Annotated in this window: 16 protein-coding genes; 15 read left to right on the top strand and 1 reads right to left on the bottom strand. The window is 71.2% G+C overall.

Annotated features, from left to right (window positions below; translation table 11 throughout):
• Positions 1-90: 90 nt before the first annotated feature.
• The 9 genes from aroC to ACIREE_RS08985 all read left to right on the top strand — a co-directional run bounded on the left by aroC (position 91) and on the right by ACIREE_RS08985 (position 9,080).
• A complete protein-coding gene (gene aroC / locus ACIREE_RS09025; protein ID WP_404148449.1) occupies positions 91-1,275 on the top strand; it encodes a chorismate synthase in 1,185 nt (394 codons plus the stop codon).
• Positions 1,272-1,787 (top strand): shikimate kinase, encoded by a 516-nt coding sequence (locus ACIREE_RS09020; protein ID WP_404148446.1) that lies wholly within the window; start codon positions 1,272-1,274, stop codon positions 1,785-1,787. Before aroC ends, ACIREE_RS09020 begins: the two co-directional genes overlap by 4 nt.
• 14 nt (positions 1,788-1,801) lie before the next feature.
• On the top strand, positions 1,802-2,893 hold the full coding sequence (aroB, locus tag ACIREE_RS09015) for a 3-dehydroquinate synthase (protein WP_404149376.1): 1,092 nt from the start codon (positions 1,802-1,804) through the stop codon (positions 2,891-2,893).
• 135 nt (positions 2,894-3,028) lie between these two features.
• Positions 3,029-3,868 carry a Pro-rich N-terminal domain-containing protein gene (locus ACIREE_RS09010; RefSeq protein ID WP_404148443.1) on the top strand — a complete coding sequence of 280 codons (840 nt, stop codon included), beginning with the start codon at positions 3,029-3,031 and terminating at the stop codon, positions 3,866-3,868.
• Positions 3,869-3,952: 84 nt separating this feature from the next.
• Entirely contained in the window at positions 3,953-5,071 is a 1,119-nt protein-coding gene (locus ACIREE_RS09005) for an aminopeptidase P family protein (protein WP_404148442.1), read from the top strand.
• 72 nt (positions 5,072-5,143) lie between these two features.
• Complete coding sequence (gene efp, locus ACIREE_RS09000) at positions 5,144-5,710, top strand: elongation factor P (protein ID WP_404148439.1); 567 nt, start codon at positions 5,144-5,146, stop codon at positions 5,708-5,710.
• 2 nt (positions 5,711-5,712) lie between these two features.
• On the top strand, positions 5,713-6,147 hold the full coding sequence (gene nusB, locus ACIREE_RS08995; RefSeq protein WP_404148436.1) for a transcription antitermination factor NusB: 435 nt from the start codon (positions 5,713-5,715) through the stop codon (positions 6,145-6,147).
• A 102-nt stretch (positions 6,148-6,249) separates the two neighbouring features.
• Complete coding sequence (locus tag ACIREE_RS08990) at positions 6,250-7,632, top strand: MFS transporter (protein WP_404148434.1); 1,383 nt, start codon at positions 6,250-6,252, stop codon at positions 7,630-7,632.
• Complete coding sequence (locus ACIREE_RS08985) at positions 7,629-9,080, top strand: pyridoxal phosphate-dependent decarboxylase family protein (protein ID WP_404148431.1); 1,452 nt, start codon at positions 7,629-7,631, stop codon at positions 9,078-9,080. The genes ACIREE_RS08990 and ACIREE_RS08985 overlap by 4 nt, the downstream gene beginning before the upstream one ends.
• Before the next feature lie 86 nt (positions 9,081-9,166).
• Here the strand turns inward: ACIREE_RS08985 and bldD are convergent, their stop codons facing one another.
• Complete coding sequence (gene bldD / locus ACIREE_RS08980) at positions 9,167-9,667, bottom strand: transcriptional regulator BldD (protein WP_093894511.1); 501 nt, start codon at positions 9,665-9,667, stop codon at positions 9,167-9,169.
• A 243-nt stretch (positions 9,668-9,910) separates the two neighbouring features.
• Here bldD and pyrR point away from each other — a divergent pair, with 243 nt between their 5' ends.
• From pyrR to carB, 6 genes are all read left to right on the top strand, one after another.
• The gene (gene pyrR / locus ACIREE_RS08975) at positions 9,911-10,483 is read left to right on the top strand and encodes a bifunctional pyr operon transcriptional regulator/uracil phosphoribosyltransferase PyrR (RefSeq protein WP_404148428.1); all 573 of its coding nucleotides are present in this window, start codon (positions 9,911-9,913) and stop codon (positions 10,481-10,483) included.
• A 104-nt stretch (positions 10,484-10,587) separates the two neighbouring features.
• Positions 10,588-11,571 (top strand): aspartate carbamoyltransferase catalytic subunit, encoded by a 984-nt coding sequence (locus ACIREE_RS08970; RefSeq protein WP_404148426.1) that lies wholly within the window; start codon positions 10,588-10,590, stop codon positions 11,569-11,571.
• Entirely contained in the window at positions 11,568-12,878 is a 1,311-nt protein-coding gene (locus ACIREE_RS08965) for a dihydroorotase (protein WP_404148423.1), read from the top strand. The genes ACIREE_RS08970 and ACIREE_RS08965 overlap by 4 nt, the downstream gene beginning before the upstream one ends.
• Positions 12,875-13,483, top strand: a complete 609-nt coding sequence (locus tag ACIREE_RS08960) for a hypothetical protein (protein WP_404148421.1) — start codon at positions 12,875-12,877, stop codon at positions 13,481-13,483. The genes ACIREE_RS08965 and ACIREE_RS08960 overlap by 4 nt, the downstream gene beginning before the upstream one ends.
• A complete protein-coding gene (gene carA / locus ACIREE_RS08955) occupies positions 13,480-14,631 on the top strand; it encodes a glutamine-hydrolyzing carbamoyl-phosphate synthase small subunit (RefSeq protein ID WP_404148418.1) in 1,152 nt (383 codons plus the stop codon). The genes ACIREE_RS08960 and carA overlap by 4 nt, the downstream gene beginning before the upstream one ends.
• The gene (carB, locus tag ACIREE_RS08950) at positions 14,624-17,932 is read left to right on the top strand and encodes a carbamoyl-phosphate synthase large subunit (protein ID WP_404148415.1); all 3,309 of its coding nucleotides are present in this window, start codon (positions 14,624-14,626) and stop codon (positions 17,930-17,932) included. Before carA ends, carB begins: the two co-directional genes overlap by 8 nt.
• Positions 17,933-17,952 lie beyond the last annotated feature (20 nt).

Raw genomic sequence — 17,952 nt, 5'->3', positions numbered from 1 at the left:
GGAGGATCGGGGGCACACGGTGGAGGCCGGGCTGCGCACCCGGTGCCGTCCGTGGAGCCGTAACGCAGAGCGCGAGCATGAGGAGCACCGTTGAGCAGGTTGCGCTGGCTGACCGCGGGGGAGTCGCACGGACCCGCACTTGTCGCGACGCTGGAGGGGCTTCCCGCCGGCGTTCCGATCACCACGGAGTTGGTGGCGGACCACCTGGCCAGGCGGCGTCTCGGGTATGGGCGCGGAGCCCGGATGAAGTTCGAGCAGGACGAGATCACGTTCCTGGGCGGTGTCCGGCACGGCCTGTCGCTCGGTTCCCCGGTCGCGGTGATGGTGGGCAACACCGAGTGGCCCAAGTGGGACCAGGTCATGGCGGCCGACCCCGTCGACCCGGAGATCCTCAAGGACCTCGCGCGCAACGCGCCGCTGACCCGGCCGCGGCCCGGTCACGCGGATCTCGCGGGCATGCAGAAGTACGGGTTCGACGAGGCGCGGCCGATCCTGGAGCGGGCCTCGGCGCGGGAGACCGCGGCGCGGGTGGCGCTGGGTGCGATCGCGCGGTCGTACCTGAAGGAGACGGCCGGGATCGAGATCGTCAGCCACGTCGTCGAGCTGTGCTCCGTCAAGGCGCCGCAAGGTGTCTACCCGACCCCCGCCGACGTGGCGAAGCTGGACGCCGACCCGCTGCGCTGCCTGGACGCGGACGCGTCGAAGGCGATGGTGGCGGAGGTCGACCAGGCCCACAAGGACGGCGACACCCTGGGCGGCGTCGTCGAGGTGCTGGCCTACGGCGTGCCGGTCGGCCTCGGCTCGCACGTGCACTGGGACCGCAAGCTGGACGCCCGTCTCGCCGGTGCCCTCATGGGCATCCAGGCCATCAAGGGCGTCGAGATCGGTGACGGCTTCGAGCTGGCCCGCGTGCCCGGCTCCCAGGCGCACGACGAGATCGTCAACACCCCCGAGGGCATCCGCCGGGTCTCCGGACACGCCGGCGGCACCGAAGGCGGCCTCTCCACCGGAGAGCTGCTGCGGGTCCGCGCCGCGATGAAGCCGATCGCGACCGTGCCGCGCGCCCTGAAGACGGTCGACGTCGCCACCGGCGAGGCCACGCAGGCGCACCACCAGCGTTCCGACGTCTCCGCGGTACCCGCGGCCGGGATCGTCGCGGAGGCGATGGTCGCCCTGGTCCTCGCGGACGCGGTCGCGGAGAAGTTCGGCGGCGACAGCGTGCCCGAGACGCGGCGCAACGTGACCTCGTACCTCGACAACCTGCAGATCCGGTGAGCGGGCCGAAGGTCGTCCTCGTCGGTCCGATGGGTGTCGGCAAGTCGACCGTGGGCGACATGCTCGCGGAGCGCCTCGACACCGTCTTCCGGGACACCGACGACGACATCGTGGGCGCGCAGGGCCGCACCATCGCGGAGATCTTCGTCGACGACGGCGAGGCACGCTTCCGCGCCCTGGAGAAGGCCGCCGTGGCGACGGCGCTCGCCGAGCACGACGGGGTCCTCGCCCTGGGCGGCGGCGCGATCCTCGACGCCGAGACCCGCGCGCTGCTCGCCGGGCACCACGTCGTCTATCTCTCGATGGACGTCGACGAAGCGGCCAAGCGGACCGGTCTGAACGTGGCCCGGCCGCTGCTCGCCGTCAACCCGCGCAAGCAGTGGCGGGAGCTGATGGAGGCGCGACGGCATCTGTACACAGAGGTGGCCGCGGTGGTCGTGGCCACCGACGGTCGTGGTCCCGACGAGGTGGCGCAGGCCGTCCTCGACGCACTGGAGTTGAAGCAGGCATGAGCGAGCAGTCGGAAGTGGCCGAGCAGATCACCCGGATCCAGGTCGGCGGCACCGCCGGCACCGATCCGTACGAGGTACTGGTGGGCCGCCAACTCCTGGGCGAGCTCGGCTCGTTGATCGGCGACCGGGTCAAGCGGGTCGCGATCGTGCACCCCGAGGCGCTGGGCGAGACCGGGGAGGCGCTCCGCGGCGACCTGGCCGAGCAGGGCTTCGAGGCCGTCGCCATCCAGGTGCCCAACGCCGAGGAGGCCAAGACCGCCGAGGTCGCCGCGTACTGCTGGAAGGCCCTCGGGCAGTCCAACTTCACCCGTAGCGACGTCATCGTGGGCGTCGGCGGCGGTGCCACCACGGACCTCGCCGGGTTCGTCGCGGCGACCTGGCTGCGCGGCGTGCGCTGGATCGCCGTGCCGACGACCGTGCTCGCCATGGTCGACGCCGCGGTCGGCGGCAAGACCGGCATCAACACCGCCGAGGGCAAGAATCTGGTGGGCGCCTTCCACCCGCCGGTCGGCGTGCTGTGCGACCTCGCCGCCCTCGACTCCCTTCCGGTCAACGACTTCGTGTCGGGCCTCGCCGAGATCATCAAGGCCGGATTCATCGCCGACGAGCGGATCCTGGAGCTCATCGAGGAGGACCCGCAGGCGGCTCGGACCCCGGCGGGCCCGCACACCGCCGAGCTCATCGAGCGGTCCATCAAGGTCAAGGCCGAGGTGGTCTCCGGCGACCTGAAGGAGGCGGGCCTGCGCGAGATCCTCAACTACGGGCACACCCTCGCGCACGCCATCGAGAAGAACGAGCGCTACAAGTGGCGCCACGGCGCGGCCGTCTCGGTGGGCATGCACTTCGCCGCCGAACTCGGCCGCCTGGCCGGCCGCCTGGACGACGCGACCGCCGACCGGCACCGCACCGTCCTGGACTCCGTCGGCCTGCCGCTGAGCTACCGCCACGACCAGTGGCCCAAGCTCCTGGAGAACATGAAGGTCGACAAGAAGTCCCGCGGTGACCTGCTGCGCTTCATCGTCCTCGACGGCCTGGGCAAGCCCACCGTCCTGGAGGGCCCCGACCCCGCCGTCCTCCTCGCCGCCTATGGCGAAGTGGCCGAATAGCTCCGCTTGTTCAGCTACGGGCACTTTGTGACCACCCCGGCCGTTCACACAACGGCGGCCGGGGGCGGTACCGTTCGGTAGCGCCCCTGATCGCCGGCGCCCCCTTGACGGTTGTACGAGACGGAGTGGCACCGGATGCAGCACGCAGTGGGGTCTCCGCTGCCACCGCCCCATCGGCCGGGGCACGGGCCGGCCGGCCCCTGGCCCGGGGGGCCGCAGGCGCAGCAGCCCCCCGGTGCGCCCGGCTTCACCGGTGCCTCGCACCCGCCGCCGGTCCCGCCGCATCCCCAGCCGCCCCAGGCCCCTCTCCCGGCGGCCGCACCGCAGCGCGACACCACCGGGCATGTGCAGCTCCCGCCCGGCGCCCCCGTCGCCGTGCCGAGCCCGCCGCCCGCGCAGGCCCCCGCCGATCCGGCCGGGACCATCCTCGCCGTGCTGCTCATCGGCCCCGCAGGGGCGGGCAAGACCAGCGTCGCCAAGCACTGGGCGGAGAGCCGCCGCGTCCCGACGGCCCACATCAGCCTCGACGACGTGCGTGAATGGGTGCGCTCCGGATTCGCCGACCCGCAGACCGGGTGGAACGACAACAGTGAGGCGCAGTACCGCCTCGCCCGGCGCACCTGCGGCTTCGCCGCGCGCAATTTCCTGGCGAACGGGATCTCCTGCGTCCTCGACGACGCCGTCTTCCCCGACCGGCCGGTCGTCGGCCTCGGCGGCTGGAAGCGGCACGTCGGCCCCGGTCTTTTGCCGGTCGTCCTGCTGCCGGGCCTGGAGATCGTCCTGGAGCGCAACGCGCAGCGCAGTGGAAACCGCCGCCTGACCGACGAGGAAGTCGCCCGCATCCACGGCCGCATGGCGGGCTGGTACGGCTCAGGACTGCCGATCATCGACAATTCGCAGCTCGACGTGGCCGCCACCGCGCAGGTCCTGGACGAGGTGCTCGCCCGCGCCATCGCGAGCCCGCCCCAGTGGTGACCGCGCCCCGGTCGGCGGGGCCCCGCCGCCCGTCCGGACGCGCTGAACCGGCCGCTCGGCGGACCCGCTCGTACGCTCGGCCTCATGGCAGAGGTGTACGCGGCCCGACGGGACCGGCTCAGAGAGCACGCGACGGCGGGCGGCAGCGCGGCCGCGCTCGTGTCGCGCCCCGCCAATGTCCGCTACCTCACCGGAGCGGCGCCGCCCGGCGCCGTCCTGCTGGTGGGCAGGGAATCCGGCGGTGGCGGTGACGTCCTGCTCTGTGCCCGGCCGCCCAGCGGGCAGACCGGCGAGGGGCGGGCCGACGAGGAGCTGCGGGTGCAGGTGCTGGCCGCGTCCGCCGGGGACCCGGCCGTCGCCGCCGCCGATGCGGCGACCGCGCAGGGCGCCGACTCGCTCGCCGTCGAGGAGCACCATCTGACGATCGCCCGGCACCGCGCGCTCGGCTCGGTCGCGCCCGGGCTGCGCCTGCGCGATCTGAACAAGGCCGTGGAGCAACTGCGCCTGGTCAAGGACGAGGACGAGATCTCCTGCCTGCGCATCGCCGCCGAGATCGCCGACCAGGCGCTGGGCGAGCTGCTGGAATCGATCCTCGTCGGCCGCACCGAGCGCCACCTCGCCCTGGAACTGGAACGTCGACTTGTCGATCACGGTGCCGACGGGCCTGCCTTCCCGACCTGTGTGGGCACGGGACCGAACTCGGGTCGGGGCGGCCACCGGCCGAGCGATCGCCGGGTCGAAGAAGGTGACTTTCTCTCTGTGTGTCTGGGTGCCACCTACCGCGGATACCGCTGCGAGATCGGCCGGACCTTCGTCATCGGGACCTCGCCCGCCGACTGGCAGATCGAGCTGTACGACGTCGTTTTCGCCGCTCAGCGGGCCGGCCGGGAGAGTCTGGTGCCCGGTGCCGAGTGCCGTGAGGTGGACCGGGCCGCCCGTCACGTACTGGACGCGGCGGGGTATGGTGACGGGCTCGCGCAGCTGACCGGACACGGGGTGGGACTCGAAATCGACGAGGACCCGCAGTTGGCCCCCGCCGCCATGGGTAAACTTGACGCTTGTGTGCCGGTCACCGTCGAACCGGGAGTCCACCTCCCGGGCCGGGGCGGCGTCCGGATCGATGACACGCTCGTCGTCCGCCCCGAGGCGGACGGCGGACCCGAGCTACTCACCATCACGACCAAGGAGCTGCTCGCGCTCTAGCCGGAGAAATCCGGCCAGGGGCCGAGCTCGTGCCCCGAGGTCGTCCACGTCAGTCCAGGAGATTCCGCAACCGTGGCTTCCACGAACGACCTCAAGAACGGCCTGGTGCTCAAGCTCGACGGGGGCCAGCTCTGGTCCGTCGTCGAGTTCCAGCACGTCAAGCCCGGCAAGGGCCCGGCCTTCGTGCGCACCAAGCTCAAGAACGTGCTCTCCGGCAAGGTCGTCGACAAGACGTTCAACGCCGGCGTCAAGGTCGAGACGGCCACGATCGACAAGCGCGACATGCAGTTCTCGTACATGGACGGCGACTACTTCGTCTTCATGGACAACGAGACGTACGACCAGCTGCACGTCGACCGCAAGTCCGTCGGCGACGCCGCCAACTTCCTGATCGAGGGCTTCACCGCCTCCGTCGCGCAGCACGAGGGCGAGGTGCTCTTCGTCGAGCTGCCGGCCGCCGTCGAGCTCGTCATCAAGGAGACCGAGCCCGGCGTCCAGGGCGACCGCTCCACCGGTGGCACCAAGCCCGCCATCCTGGAGACCGGCCACCAGATCGCGGTGCCGCTCTTCATCACCACGGGTGAGAAGATCAAGGTCGACACCCGTGACAGCGGCTACCTCGGCCGGGTGAACAGCTAACCGTGGCTGCCCGTAATACGGCCCGCAAGCGCGCCTTCCAGATCCTCTTCGAGGCAGACCAGCGCGGCGCCGATCCCCTGACGGTCCTCGCGGACTGGATCCGGCACTCCCGCAGCGACACGCGGCAGCCGCCCGTCAGCGAGTACACGATGGAGCTGGTCGAGGGGTACGTCGAGCAGGCGGCCCGGATCGACGAGCTCATTTCGCAGTACGCCGTCGGGTGGACCCTGGACCGCATGCCGGTCGTCGACCGCAACATCCTGCGGATCGGCGCCTACGAGCTGGTCTGGGTCGACGGGACCCCGGACGCCGTGGTGCTCGACGAGGCGGTGTCGCTCGCCAAGGAGTTCTCCACCGACGAGTCACCGGCGTTCATCAACGGACTTCTGGGCCGCTTCAAGGACCTGAAGTCCACGCTCCGCCGCGATCAGGCGTAACGCCGCAGAGCGCACCGCATCTCCGCAGGCCCGAAGCAGAACTTGAACAATGTTCTGCTTCGGGCCTGGTGCGTTCCCCCAGGACGTCACTAGGTTCTGGTCATGCCCGCAACAGGCCCGAGTCCTCTCAGCGCCAGGGTGCGCGTCGGCTACGGCCTCGGCTCCTTCGCCACGGGCACCTTCGGCACCGTCCCCGGCCTTCTCCTGCTCTACTACCTGACCGACGTCCTCGGCGTCGGCGCGGGAGTGGCGGGACTGCTCGTCTTCCTGCCCAAGGCATGGGACGTCCTGCTCAACCCCTGGATAGGCAGCCTCTCCGACCGCAGTACCCGGGCCCGCCTCGGCCCGCGCCGCTCCTGGATGCTGCTCGGCGCGCTCACCATGCCGCTCTGCTTCGCGGCCATGTTCGCCGCGCCGGGCCTCGACGGCGGCCCCGCGGCCGCGTATGTCGCCGTCCTGTTCCTGCTCACCGCCTCCGCGTACGCCTGCTTCCAGGTCCCCTATGTCGCGCTGCCCGCGGAACTCACGGCAGACCCGGACGAGCGCACCCGCGTCATGTCCTGGCGCGTGGCGTTCCTGGCCGTCGCGATCCTGCTGTCCGGCGCCGTCGCCCCGCTGCTCGCCGGGGCCACCGCCGACGACCGGGGCAGCGCGGGCGGCTACCGGCTGATGGGGGTGGTGATCGGCGCGCTCCTCGCCGTCGGCATGCTCGCCGCCGTGGCCGCGACGGCAGGGACCCGGAGCGTCATCCCCGCGACGAGCGAACCCGGCCTGCGCGCCCAACTCCGCGCGGCCCGGGGCAACGCGCCGTTCGCCTGGCTGCTCGGCGCCTTCGTCACCCAGGCCGCGGCGACCGGCCTGATGCTGGCGGGCACCCAGTACTTCGCGACGTACATCCTCGACCGCCCCGGCGCCACGACGCTGCTCTTCGCCTGCCTCATCGTCCCCTCGCTGCTCGCGATGCCGCTGTGGCTGGCTGTCGGACGGCGCACCGGCAAGCGGAACGCGGCGGTCGGCGCCTCCCTCTGCTTCCTGCTGGGCGCCCTGGGCGCGGCGGCCGGTCGTGAGCTCCCGACCGCCCTGATCTACGGCGCCGTGGCCGCGGCCGGCGTCGGCTACGCCGGTATGCAGATGCTGCCGATGGCGATGCTCGGTGACGCGATCGCCGCCGACGCGTACACCAGTGGCCGACGCAGGGCCGGGGTCTTCACCGGGCTGTGGACCGCGGGCGAGACGCTCGGGCTCGCGCTGGGGCCCGGCCTCTTCGGGCTCGTCCTGGCGCTCGGCGACTTCGCCTCGTCCGACGCCGACCACCGCGTGGCCCAGCCCGGCTCCGCGCTCACCGCGATCGTCGTCGGCTTCGGCGCCCTGCCCGCCGCACTGCTCCTGCTCAGCCTTCCGCTGCTGGCCCGCTACCGCCTGACCGAGGCCGAACTGACCCGGCTGCGCCACGAGCGCACCGAGCGAGACGAGGAGTCCGTATGACGACCGACGACCCCATCCTGGCGCGTCTGACCGCGCTGCGCGCAGCCGATCTTCCCGTACGCGGAGGGCGCACGATGGCGTACGTCTACGACTCCGGACGCGAGGGTCTCGAGGAGCTGGCGAGCGCGGCCGCCGCCGCCTTCGCCGGGGTCAACGGCCTGGACATGACCGCGTTCCCGAGCGTCGTGGAGCTGGAGAACGACCTCGTGCGGCGGGCCACCGCGCTGCTCGGCGGGCGGGCCGGCACGTTCACCAGCGGCGGCACCGAGAGCTGCCTCCTCGCCGTCCTGACCGCACGGCAGCACGCGCGTCGGGTGCGGGGTGTGACCGATCCCGAGCTGGTGCTCCCGGAGACCGCGCACGCCGCGTTCCACAAGGCCGCCGAACTCTTCGGCCTCACCGTGGTCACCGTCCCCGTCGACCCCGGCACCTTCAAGGTCCGTCCCGCCGATGTCGCCGGGGCCCTCACCGACCGCACCGCGCTGGTCGTGGTCTCCGCACCCTCGTACGCCCACGGCGTGATCGACCCGGTCGCCGAGGTGGCGGCCGAGGCGGCCCGGCGCGACGTGCTCTGCCATGTCGACGCGTGCATCGGGGGGTGGTACCTCGGGCATCTGCGGGTGGCCGTGCGGGAAGGCCACTTTGCCCAGGACGCGCCGGAAATTCCGGAGTTCGACCTGTCCGTCCCGGGGGTGACCTCCCTCTCGGTGGACCTCCACAAGTACGCCTACACGGCGAAGGGCGCCTCGCTCCTCCTCTTCCGTGATGCCGAACTGCGCCGCCATGGCTGGTTCGCGCACGCCTCCTGGCCGGGCTACCCCGTCGTCAACGCCACCCTTCAGGGCACCAAGTCGGCGGGGCCGCTCGCGGCGGCCTGGGCGGTGACGGAGCGGGTGGGCGCCGAGGGTTACACCGCGTTGTCGACGCGCGTCCACCGAGCTACCCGGGCGCTCGCCGACGGGATCGGGCGGATCGAGGGCCTGCGCCTGCTCGCCCCGCCCGAAGCGTCCTTGCTCGCCGTCGCCTCCGACGACCCGGACGTCGATCCCTTCGTGGTGGCGGACGAGATCCGGGGGAGCGGCTGGTATCTGCAGCCGCAGCCCGCGTTCGGGGCCTCCCCGGCCACTCTGCATCTGACGGTGACCGCGGCGGCGGCGGGCGAGGAGACCGTACGCCTGCTCCTCGCCGAGCTGGAGAAGGCGGTGGGCCGGGCGCGGGAAGTTGGGCCCGTGCGGGTGGACCCGGCGATCGTCGAGGCCGCCGCCTCGCTCGACCCGGAGGCGCTGGGCCCGGAGGAGGTCGACATGGCGCTCGCCCTCGCGGGCGTGGGGGAGGGGGGCCGGCTGCCCGAGCGGATGGCGCCGGTGCTCGCCGTGCTGCAGGCGCTGCCGCCGCGGCTGAGCGAGCGGCTCCTGCCCGAGGCCATCGGGCGGCTGTACCAGGTCTGAACGGGTGACGGGGCCGAGCGCACCGAGGGGCGGAGCCGGTCGGCTCCGCCCCTCGGGATGTGACGTTTCTGCGGCGCGGGCCTCGGTCAGGCCTCCTCGTGCGCCACCGCACGGCGCGCGTCCGCGTCGAGGACGCCCCAGCTGATCAGCTGCTCGGTCAGGACCGAGGGCGACTGGTCGTAGATGACCGCCAGCGTGCGCAGGTCGTCCTGGCGGATCGAGAGCACCTTGCCGTTGTAGTCACCACGCTGCGACTGGATCGTGGCGGCGTACCGCTGCAGCGGACCCGCCTTCTCCGGCGGCACGTGGGCCAGGCGCTCCAGGTCCAGGACGAGCTTCGGCGGGGGCTCGGCCGCGCCGCCGGGGGTGGTGCCCGGAAGCAGCTCCTGCACCGGAACCCCGTAGAAGTCCGCCAGCTCGGCAAGGCGCTGCACGGTCACGGCACGGTCACCGCGCTCGTACGAGCCCACCACGACCGCCTTCCAGCGTCCCTGGGACTTCTCCTCGACACCGTGGAGGGAAAGGCCCTGCTGGGTACGGATCGCACGGAGCTTGGCCCCGAGCTGCTTGGCGTATTCGCTGGACATATAGCTCCCCGGACACTGCATCACTGTGCGGCTGCGCCGCGTGGCTGGTAACTCACTGTGAGGTTACGCAGCGTTACTTGGCCGCGTCAAGCCGAATGGTCCGTACCGACCTTCCCCCAAAACGGGCGATCTCGCACCTCCAGGGTGGTGATCAGCGATGTTGAAGGACTGGTAGCCTGGGTGGCGCAAATCCGACGTCCTTTAAGATCCGTCCCGTGAGGCGGAGAAGGGGGTCCGTTTCGTATGGACACGCAGAATTCCGACGCCAGGTCCGTTCTCGAAGGCCCTGACATCGCGCGGGCACTGACCCGTATCGCCCACGAGATCGTCGAGCGCGCCAGGGGCGCCGAGGACGTGGTCCTCCTGGGCATTCCCACGCGCGGCGTCTTCCTCGCCCGCAGGCTGGCCGAGAAGCTCGAAGAGATCACCGGCCGCACCGTCCCCGTCGGCTCCCTCGACATCACGATGTACCGGGACGACCTGCGCATGCACCCGCCGCGCGCGCTCGCCCGCACCGAGATCCCCGGTGACGGCATCGACGGCCGCCTCGTGATCCTCGCCGACGACGTGCTGTTCTCCGGCCGCACCATCCGCGCCGCCCTCGACGCCCTGAACGACATCGGGCGCCCGCGTGCCGTGCAGCTCGCGGTCCTCGTCGACCGCGGCCACCGCGAACTCCCGATCCGCGCCGACTACGTCGGCAAGAACCTCCCCACGTCGCTGCGGGAGACGGTCAAGGTCCAGCTCGCCGAGGAGGACGGCCGCGACGCCGTGCTGCTCGGTGCCAAGCGGGACTCCAAGGCGGCCGAGCAGTAGCCACCCGCGCGCGTGCGTCCTTGCCGGGCCGTGCGCCATGACAGGTGTGCCCTCTCGCGCCCGTATGCCCCAAATCTCCTGAACCTTCCTCTGGAGCACCCCCGATGATGCGACACCTCATCTCGGCCGCCGACCTCACCCGCGACGACGCCGTACTCATCCTCGACACCACCGAGGAGATGGTCCGGGTCGCCGACCGGCCCATCAAGAAGCTGCCCGCGCTGCGCGGGCGGACCGTCTGCAACCTGTTCTTCGAGGACTCGACCCGGACCCGGATCTCCTTCGAGGCCGCCGAGAAGCGCCTCTCCGCCGACGTCATCAACTTCGCCGCCAAGGGCTCCAGCGTCTCCAAGGGCGAGTCCCTGAAGGACACCGCGCAGACCCTGGAGGCGATGGGCGTCGACGCCGTCGTCATCCGGCACGGCGCGTCCGGCGCCCCGTACCGGCTCGCCACCTCCGGCTGGATCGACGCCCCCGTCATCAACGCGGGCGACGGCACCCACCAGCACCCCACCCAGGCACTCCTGGACGCCTTCACGATGCGCCGCCGCCTGGTCGGCGCCGACGCCGGGCTCGGTCAGGGCCTCGACGGCAAGCGCGTCACGCTCGTCGGCGACGTCCTGCACAGCAGGGTCGCCCGCTCGAACGTCGACCTGCTGCACACCCTGGGCGCCGACGTCACCCTCGTCGCACCGCCCACCCTGCTGCCCGTCGGCGTCGAGACCTGGCCCTGCGAGGTCTCCTACGACCTCGACTCCACGCTCCCCAAGTCCGACGCCGTGATGATGCTGCGGGTCCAGCGCGAGCGGATGAACGCGGCGTTCTTCCCGACCGAGCGCGAGTACTCGCGCCGCTACGGCCTCGACGGCGACCGCATGGCGAAGATGCCGGAGCACGCCATCGTGATGCACCCCGGTCCGATGGTCCGCGGCATGGAGATCACCGCCGAGGTCGCGGACTCCGACCGCTGCACGGCCATCGAACAGGTCGCCAACGGTGTGCACACCCGGATGGCCGTCCTTTACCTGCTGCTCGGCGGCAACGAGCCCGCAGTCACCCACTCTCGTACCGAGGAGAAGCAAGCATGAGCGAGCCGCAGAAGACGCCGCAGAAGACACTGATCCGTGGTGCGAAGGTGCTCGGCGGCGAGCCGCAGGACGTCCTGATCGACGGCGCCGTCATCGCCGAGATCGGCAGCGGGCTCAGCGCCGACGGCGTCGACGTGGTCGTCGAGGCCGAGGGCAAGGTGCTGCTGCCGGGCCTCGTGGACCTCCACACGCACCTGCGCGAGCCGGGCCGCGAGGACTCCGAGACCGTTCTGACCGGCACCAAGGCCGCCGCCTCCGGTGGCTACACCGCCGTGTTCGCCATGGCCAACACCTTCCCCGTCGCCGACACCGCCGGCGTCGTCGAGCAGGTCTACCGGCTCGGCCAGGAACACGGCTACTGCGACGTGCAGCCCATCGGCGCCGTCACCGTGGGCCTGGAGGGCAGCAAGCTCGCCGAGCTGGGCGCCATGCACGAGTCCGCCGCCGGTGTCACCGTCTTCTCCGACGACGGCAAGTGCGTCCACGACGCCGTGATCATGCGCCGCGCCCTGGAGTACGTGAAGGCCTTCGGCGGCGTCGTCGCGCAGCACGCGCAGGAGCCCCGGCTCACCGAGGGCGCCCAGATGAACGAGGGCACCGTCTCCGCCGAGCTGGGCCTGGGCGGCTGGCCGGCCGTCGCCGAGGAGTCGATCATCGCCCGCGACGTGCTGCTCGCCGAGCACGTCGGCTCGCGGGTGCACATCTGCCACCTGTCGACCGCCGGTTCGGTGGAGATCGTGCGCTGGGCCAAGTCCCGCGGCATCGACGTGACCGCCGAGGTCACCCCGCACCACCTGCTGCTCACCGACGAGCTCGTGCGCTCGTACAACCCGGTGTACAAGGTCAACCCGCCGCTGCGCACCGAGAAGGACGTCATGGCGCTGCGCGAAGCGCTCGCCGACGGCACGATCGACATCGTCGCCACCGACCACGCCCCGCACCCGCACGAGGACAAGGACTGCGAGTGGGCCGCCGCCGCCATGGGCATGGTGGGCCTGGAGACCGCGCTGAGCGTGGTGCAGCAGACGATGGTCGAGACGGGCCTGATGAACTGGGCGGGCGTCGCCGAGCGGATGTCCGTCAAGCCCGCCGAGATCGGACAGGCCAAGGGCCACGGACGTCCCGTCTCGGCAGGTGAGCCCGCCAACCTCGTTCTCGTCGACGCCGACTACCGTGGAGCCGTTGACCCCGCGGGCTTCGCCTCCCGCAGCCGCAACACCCCGTACGAGGGCCGTGAGCTGCCGGGGCGCGTCACCCACACCTGGCTGCGGGGCAAGGCCACCCTCGCCGACGGGAAGCTCGCGTGACACCTCTGCACCCCCTGGCCCACACCGCCCGCCTGGCCGCCGAACAGAAGTCGGCGGACGTGACCGACTGGGGCGACCGGATCGGCTGGATCGTCGGACTGCTGCTCTTCATCACACTCGTCTACTGGCTGATGCGCCAGGGCTGGAAGTGGCGCGGCACCCTGCAGGGCGGCCTGCCCCCGCTGCCGCAGTCGCCCGAATCGCCGGGCGAGCCGAAAATGACCCTGAGCGGCCGGTACCACGGCTCCACCACCGCCGGGCAGTGGCTCGACCGCATCGTGGCGCACGGCCTCGGTACCCGCAGCCGTGTCGAGCTGACCCTGACGGACGCCGGACTCGACGTCGTACGTCCCGGAGCGAGCGACTTCTTCGTCCCGGCGGACGCGCTGCGCGAGGCCCGGCTCGACAAGGGGATCGCCGGCAAGGTCCTCACGGAGGGCGGTCTGCTGATCGTCACCTGGGCGCACGGCGACAAGCTGATCGACTCCGGGTTCCGCTCGGACCACGCGGCCGAGCAGGCCGCATGGGTCACCACATTGAACGACATGGTCAAGACGAACGACATGGCCAAGACGACCATCACGACGGAAGGCACCGCACGATGACCACCTCCACCAGGGGAGCCGCAAAGGTTCCCGCCGTTCTCGTCCTGGAGGACGGCCGGGTGTTCCGCGGCCGTGCCTATGGGGCCGTGGGGGAGACCTTCGGTGAGGCCGTGTTCTCCACCGGCATGACCGGCTACCAGGAGACGCTCACCGACCCGTCGTACGCCCACCAGATCGTGGTCGCCACCGCCCCGCAGATCGGCAACACGGGCTGGAACGACGAGGACGACGAGTCGCGTCGCATCTGGGTCTCGGGGTACGTCGTCCGCGACCCCGCGCGCGTGCCGTCCAACTGGCGCGCGAAGCGTTCGCTCGACGACGAGCTGGTCGCCCAGGACATCGTCGGGATCAGCGGGATCGACACCCGCGCGCTCACCCGCCACCTGCGTGAGCGCGGCTCCATGCGCTCCGGGATCTTCTCCGGCGAGACGCTGCCCGCCGACGCCGAGCTGGTCTCCCGTGTCCAGGCGCAGCCCGCCATGAAGGGCCTGAGCCTGTACGAGGAGGTCGCCACCAAGGAGGCCTACGTCGTCCCCGCGGTCGGCGAGAAGAAGTTCACCGTCGTCGCTGTCGACCTCGGCATCAAGGGCATGACCCCGCACCGCATGGCGGAGCGCGGCATCGAGGTGCACGTGGTCCCGGCCACGGCCACCGAGGAGGAGGTGTACGCGGCCGCCCCCGACGGCGTGTTCTTCTCCAACGGCCCGGGTGACCCGGCGAGCGCCGAAGGACCGGTCGCGCTGATGACCGCCGTCCTCGCCCGCAGGACGCCGCTGTTCGGCATCTGCTTCGGCAACCAGATCCTCGGCCGCGCCCTCGGCTTCGGCACGTACAAGCTGAAGTACGGCCACCGCGGCATCAACCAGCCGGTGCAGGACCGCACCACCGGCAAGGTCGAGGTCACCGCGCACAACCACGGCTTCGCCGTGGACGCCCCGCTCGACAAGGTCAGCGAGACGCCCTTCGGCCGCGCCGAGGTCTCCCACGTCTGCCTGAACGACCAGGTCGTCGAAGGCCTCCAGCTGCTCGACCAGCCGGCCTTCTCCGTCCAGTACCACCCCGAGGCGGCCGCAGGCCCGCACGACGCCGCGTACCTCTTCGACCGTTTCGTTGCTCTGATGGCAGCAGAAGGAGCCCAGCGTGCCTAAGCGCTCCGACATCCAGTCCGTCCTGGTCATCGGCTCCGGCCCGATCGTCATCGGCCAGGCCGCCGAGTTCGACTACTCCGGCACCCAGGCGTGCCGCATCCTGCGGGCCGAGGGCCTGCGGGTGATCCTCGTGAACTCCAACCCCGCGACGATCATGACCGACCCGGAGATCGCCGACGCCACGTACGTCGAGCCGATCACCCCCGAGTTCGTCGAGAAGATCATCGCGAAGGAGCGCCCCGACGCGCTCCTGCCCACCCTCGGTGGTCAGACCGCGCTCAACACCGCGATCTCCATGCACGAGCAGGGTGTGCTGGAGAAGTACGGCGTCGAGCTCATCGGCGCCAACGTCGAGGCGATCAACAAGGGCGAGGACCGCGACCTCTTCAAGGGCGTCGTGGAAGAGGTCCGCAAGAAGATCGGGCACGGCGAGTCCGCCCGCTCCGTGATCTGCCACACCATGGACGACGTGCTGGGGGGCGTCGACACCCTCGGCGGCTACCCCGTCGTCGTCCGCCCCTCCTTCACCATGGGCGGCGCCGGTTCCGGCTTCGCCCACGACGAGGAGGAGCTGCGCCGTATCGCCGGCCAGGGCCTGACCCTGTCTCCCACCACCGAGGTGCTCCTGGAGGAGTCCATCCTCGGTTGGAAGGAGTACGAGCTGGAGCTGATGCGCGACAAGAACGACAACGTCGTGGTCGTCTGCTCCATCGAGAACTTCGACCCGATGGGCGTGCACACCGGCGACTCGATCACGGTCGCGCCCTCGATGACGCTCACCGACCGCGAGTACCAGCGGCTGCGCGACATCGGCATCGCGATCATCCGCGAGGTCGGCGTCGACACCGGCGGCTGCAACATCCAGTTCGCGATCAACCCCGAAGACGGCCGCGTCATCGTCATCGAGATGAACCCGCGCGTCTCCCGCTCCTCGGCCCTCGCGTCGAAGGCCACGGGCTTCCCGATCGCGAAGATCGCCGCGAAGCTGGCCGTCGGCTACACGCTCGACGAGATCCCGAACGACATCACCGAGAAGACCCCGGCCTCCTTCGAGCCGACGCTCGACTACGTGGTCGTGAAGGCCCCGCGGTTCGCCTTCGAGAAGTTCCCCAGCGCCGACTCCACCCTCACCACGACCATGAAGTCGGTCGGTGAGGCCATGGCGATCGGCCGTAACTTCACCGAGGCGTTCCAGAAGGCGCTGCGCTCCCTGGAGAAGAAGGGCTCGCAGTTCACCTTCGTAGGGGAGACCGGCGAGAAGACCGCTCTCCTCGAAGAGGCGGTGCGTCCGACCGACGGCCGGATCAACACCGTCATGGAGGCGATCCGGGCCGGCGCCACCCCCCAGGAGGTCTTCGACTACACGAAGATCGACCCCTGGTTCGTGGACCAGCTGTTCCTGATCAAGGAGGTCGCGGACGAGCTCGCCGCCGCCGAGCGCCTCGACGCGGAGCTGCTCGCAGAGGCCAAGCGCCACGGCTTCTCCGACCAGCAGATCGCCGAGATCCGCGGCCTGCGCGAGGACGTCGTCCGCGAGGTCAGGCACGCGCTCGGCGTCCGCCCGGTCTACAAGACGGTCGACACCTGCGCCGCCGAGTTCGCCGCGAAGACGCCGTACTTCTACTCCTCCTACGACGAGGAGAGCGAGGTCGCGCCGCGCACCAAGCCCGCGGTGATCATCCTCGGCTCGGGTCCGAACCGCATCGGGCAGGGCATCGAGTTCGACTACTCCTGCGTCCACGCCTCCTTCGCGCTCAGCGACGCGGGCTACGAGACCGTGATGGTCAACTGCAACCCGGAGACGGTCTCCACGGACTACGACACCTCCGACCGCCTGTACTTCGAGCCGCTGACGCTCGAAGACGTGCTGGAGATCGTGCACGCCGAGTCCCTCGCGGGTCCGATCGCGGGCGTCGTCGTCCAGCTCGGCGGCCAGACCCCGCTGGGCCTGGCCCAGGCGCTCAAGGACAACGGCGTGCCGGTCGTCGGTACGCCCCCGGAGGCGATCCACGCCGCCGAGGACCGCGGCGCGTTCGGCCGGGTGCTCGCGGAGGCCGGTCTCCCGGCGCCCAAGCACGGCACCGCCACCACGTTCGCGGGAGCGAAGGCGATCGCCGACGAGATCGGCTACCCGGTCCTCGTCCGCCCGTCCTACGTCCTCGGCGGCCGCGGTATGGAGATCGTCTACGACGAGACCCGCCTGTCCTCCTACATCGCGGAGTCGACCGAGATCAGCCCGTCGCGGCCGGTCCTCGTGGACCGCTTCCTCGACGACGCCATCGAGATCGACGTCGACGCCCTGTACGACGGCGAGGAGCTCTACCTCGGTGGCGTCATGGAGCACATCGAGGAGGCCGGCATCCACTCCGGCGACTCGGCGTGCGCGCTGCCCCCCATCACGCTCGGCGGCTTCGACATCAAGCGCCTGCGCGCCTCCACCGAAGCCATCGCCAAGGGCGTCGGCGTGCGCGGGCTCATCAACATCCAGTTCGCCCTTGCCGGGGACATCCTCTACGTCCTGGAGGCCAACCCGCGCGCCTCCCGCACCGTCCCCTTCACATCGAAGGCGACCGCGGTGCCGCTCGCGAAGGCCGCCGCCCGCATCTCGCTGGGCGCCACCGTCGCCGAGCTGCGCGCGGAGGGACTCCTGCCGAAGAACGGTGACGGCGGCACGCTCCCGCTCGACGCGCCGATCTCCGTCAAGGAGGCCGTCATGCCGTGGTCGCGCTTCCGCGACATCCACGGCCGCGGCGTCGACACGGTCCTCGGCCCGGAGATGCGCTCCACCGGCGAGGTCATGGGCATCGACACCGTCTTCGGCACGGCGTACGCCAAGTCGCAGGCGGGCGCCTACGGGCCGCTGCCCACGAAGGGCCGGGCGTTCATCTCCGTCGCCAACCGCGACAAGCGCTCGATGATCTTCCCGGCGCGCGAGTTGGTCGCCCACGGCTTCGAGCTGCTGGCCACGTCCGGCACGGCCGAGGTCCTCAAGCGCAACGGCATCAACGCCACCATCGTGCGCAAGCAGTCCGAGGGCGAGGGCCCGAACGGCGAGAAGACCATCGTCCAGCTGATCCACGCGGGCGACGTCGACCTCATCGTCAACACCCCGTACGGCACCGGCGGCCGCCTCGACGGCTACGAGATCCGCACGGCGGCCGTGGCCCGCTCCGTGCCGTGCCTGACGACGGTCCAGGCGCTCGCCGCCGCCGTCCAGGGCATCGACGCCCTCAACCACGGAGACGTGGGCGTCCGTTCGCTGCAGGAACACGCGGAACACCTGACCGCGGCCCGCGACTAGCAGCCCACGAGGGGGACACC

Origin of the sequence: Streptomyces sp. NPDC102467, from assembly GCF_044765445.1 — a bacterium.
Classification (GTDB): Bacteria; Actinomycetota; Actinomycetes; order Streptomycetales; family Streptomycetaceae; genus Streptomyces.
The sequence above is the reverse complement of the archived record's forward strand: the minus strand, read 5'-3'. Positions and strand labels throughout refer to the sequence as shown.

Bases quoted from the DNA above. Each gene is read 5' to 3' on its own strand.
- ACIREE_RS09010 (WP_404148443.1), top strand. From the start codon at position 3,029: ATGCAGCACGCAGTGGGGTCTCCGCTGCCACCGCCCCATCGGCCGGGG.
- ACIREE_RS08985 (WP_404148431.1), top strand. From the start codon at position 7,629: ATGACGACCGACGACCCCATCCTGGCGCGTCTGACCGCGCTGCGCGCA.
- carA (WP_404148418.1), top strand. From the start codon at position 13,480: ATGACCACCTCCACCAGGGGAGCCGCAAAGGTTCCCGCCGTTCTCGTC.
- pyrR (WP_404148428.1), top strand. From the start codon at position 9,911: ATGGACACGCAGAATTCCGACGCCAGGTCCGTTCTCGAAGGCCCTGAC.
- bldD (WP_093894511.1), bottom strand. From the start codon at position 9,667: ATGTCCAGCGAATACGCCAAGCAGCTCGGGGCCAAGCTCCGTGCGATC.
- ACIREE_RS09005 (WP_404148442.1), top strand. From the start codon at position 3,953: ATGGCAGAGGTGTACGCGGCCCGACGGGACCGGCTCAGAGAGCACGCG.
- ACIREE_RS08970 (WP_404148426.1), top strand. From the start codon at position 10,588: ATGATGCGACACCTCATCTCGGCCGCCGACCTCACCCGCGACGACGCC.
- ACIREE_RS08990 (WP_404148434.1), top strand. From the start codon at position 6,250: ATGCCCGCAACAGGCCCGAGTCCTCTCAGCGCCAGGGTGCGCGTCGGC.
- ACIREE_RS08965 (WP_404148423.1), top strand. From the start codon at position 11,568: ATGAGCGAGCCGCAGAAGACGCCGCAGAAGACACTGATCCGTGGTGCG.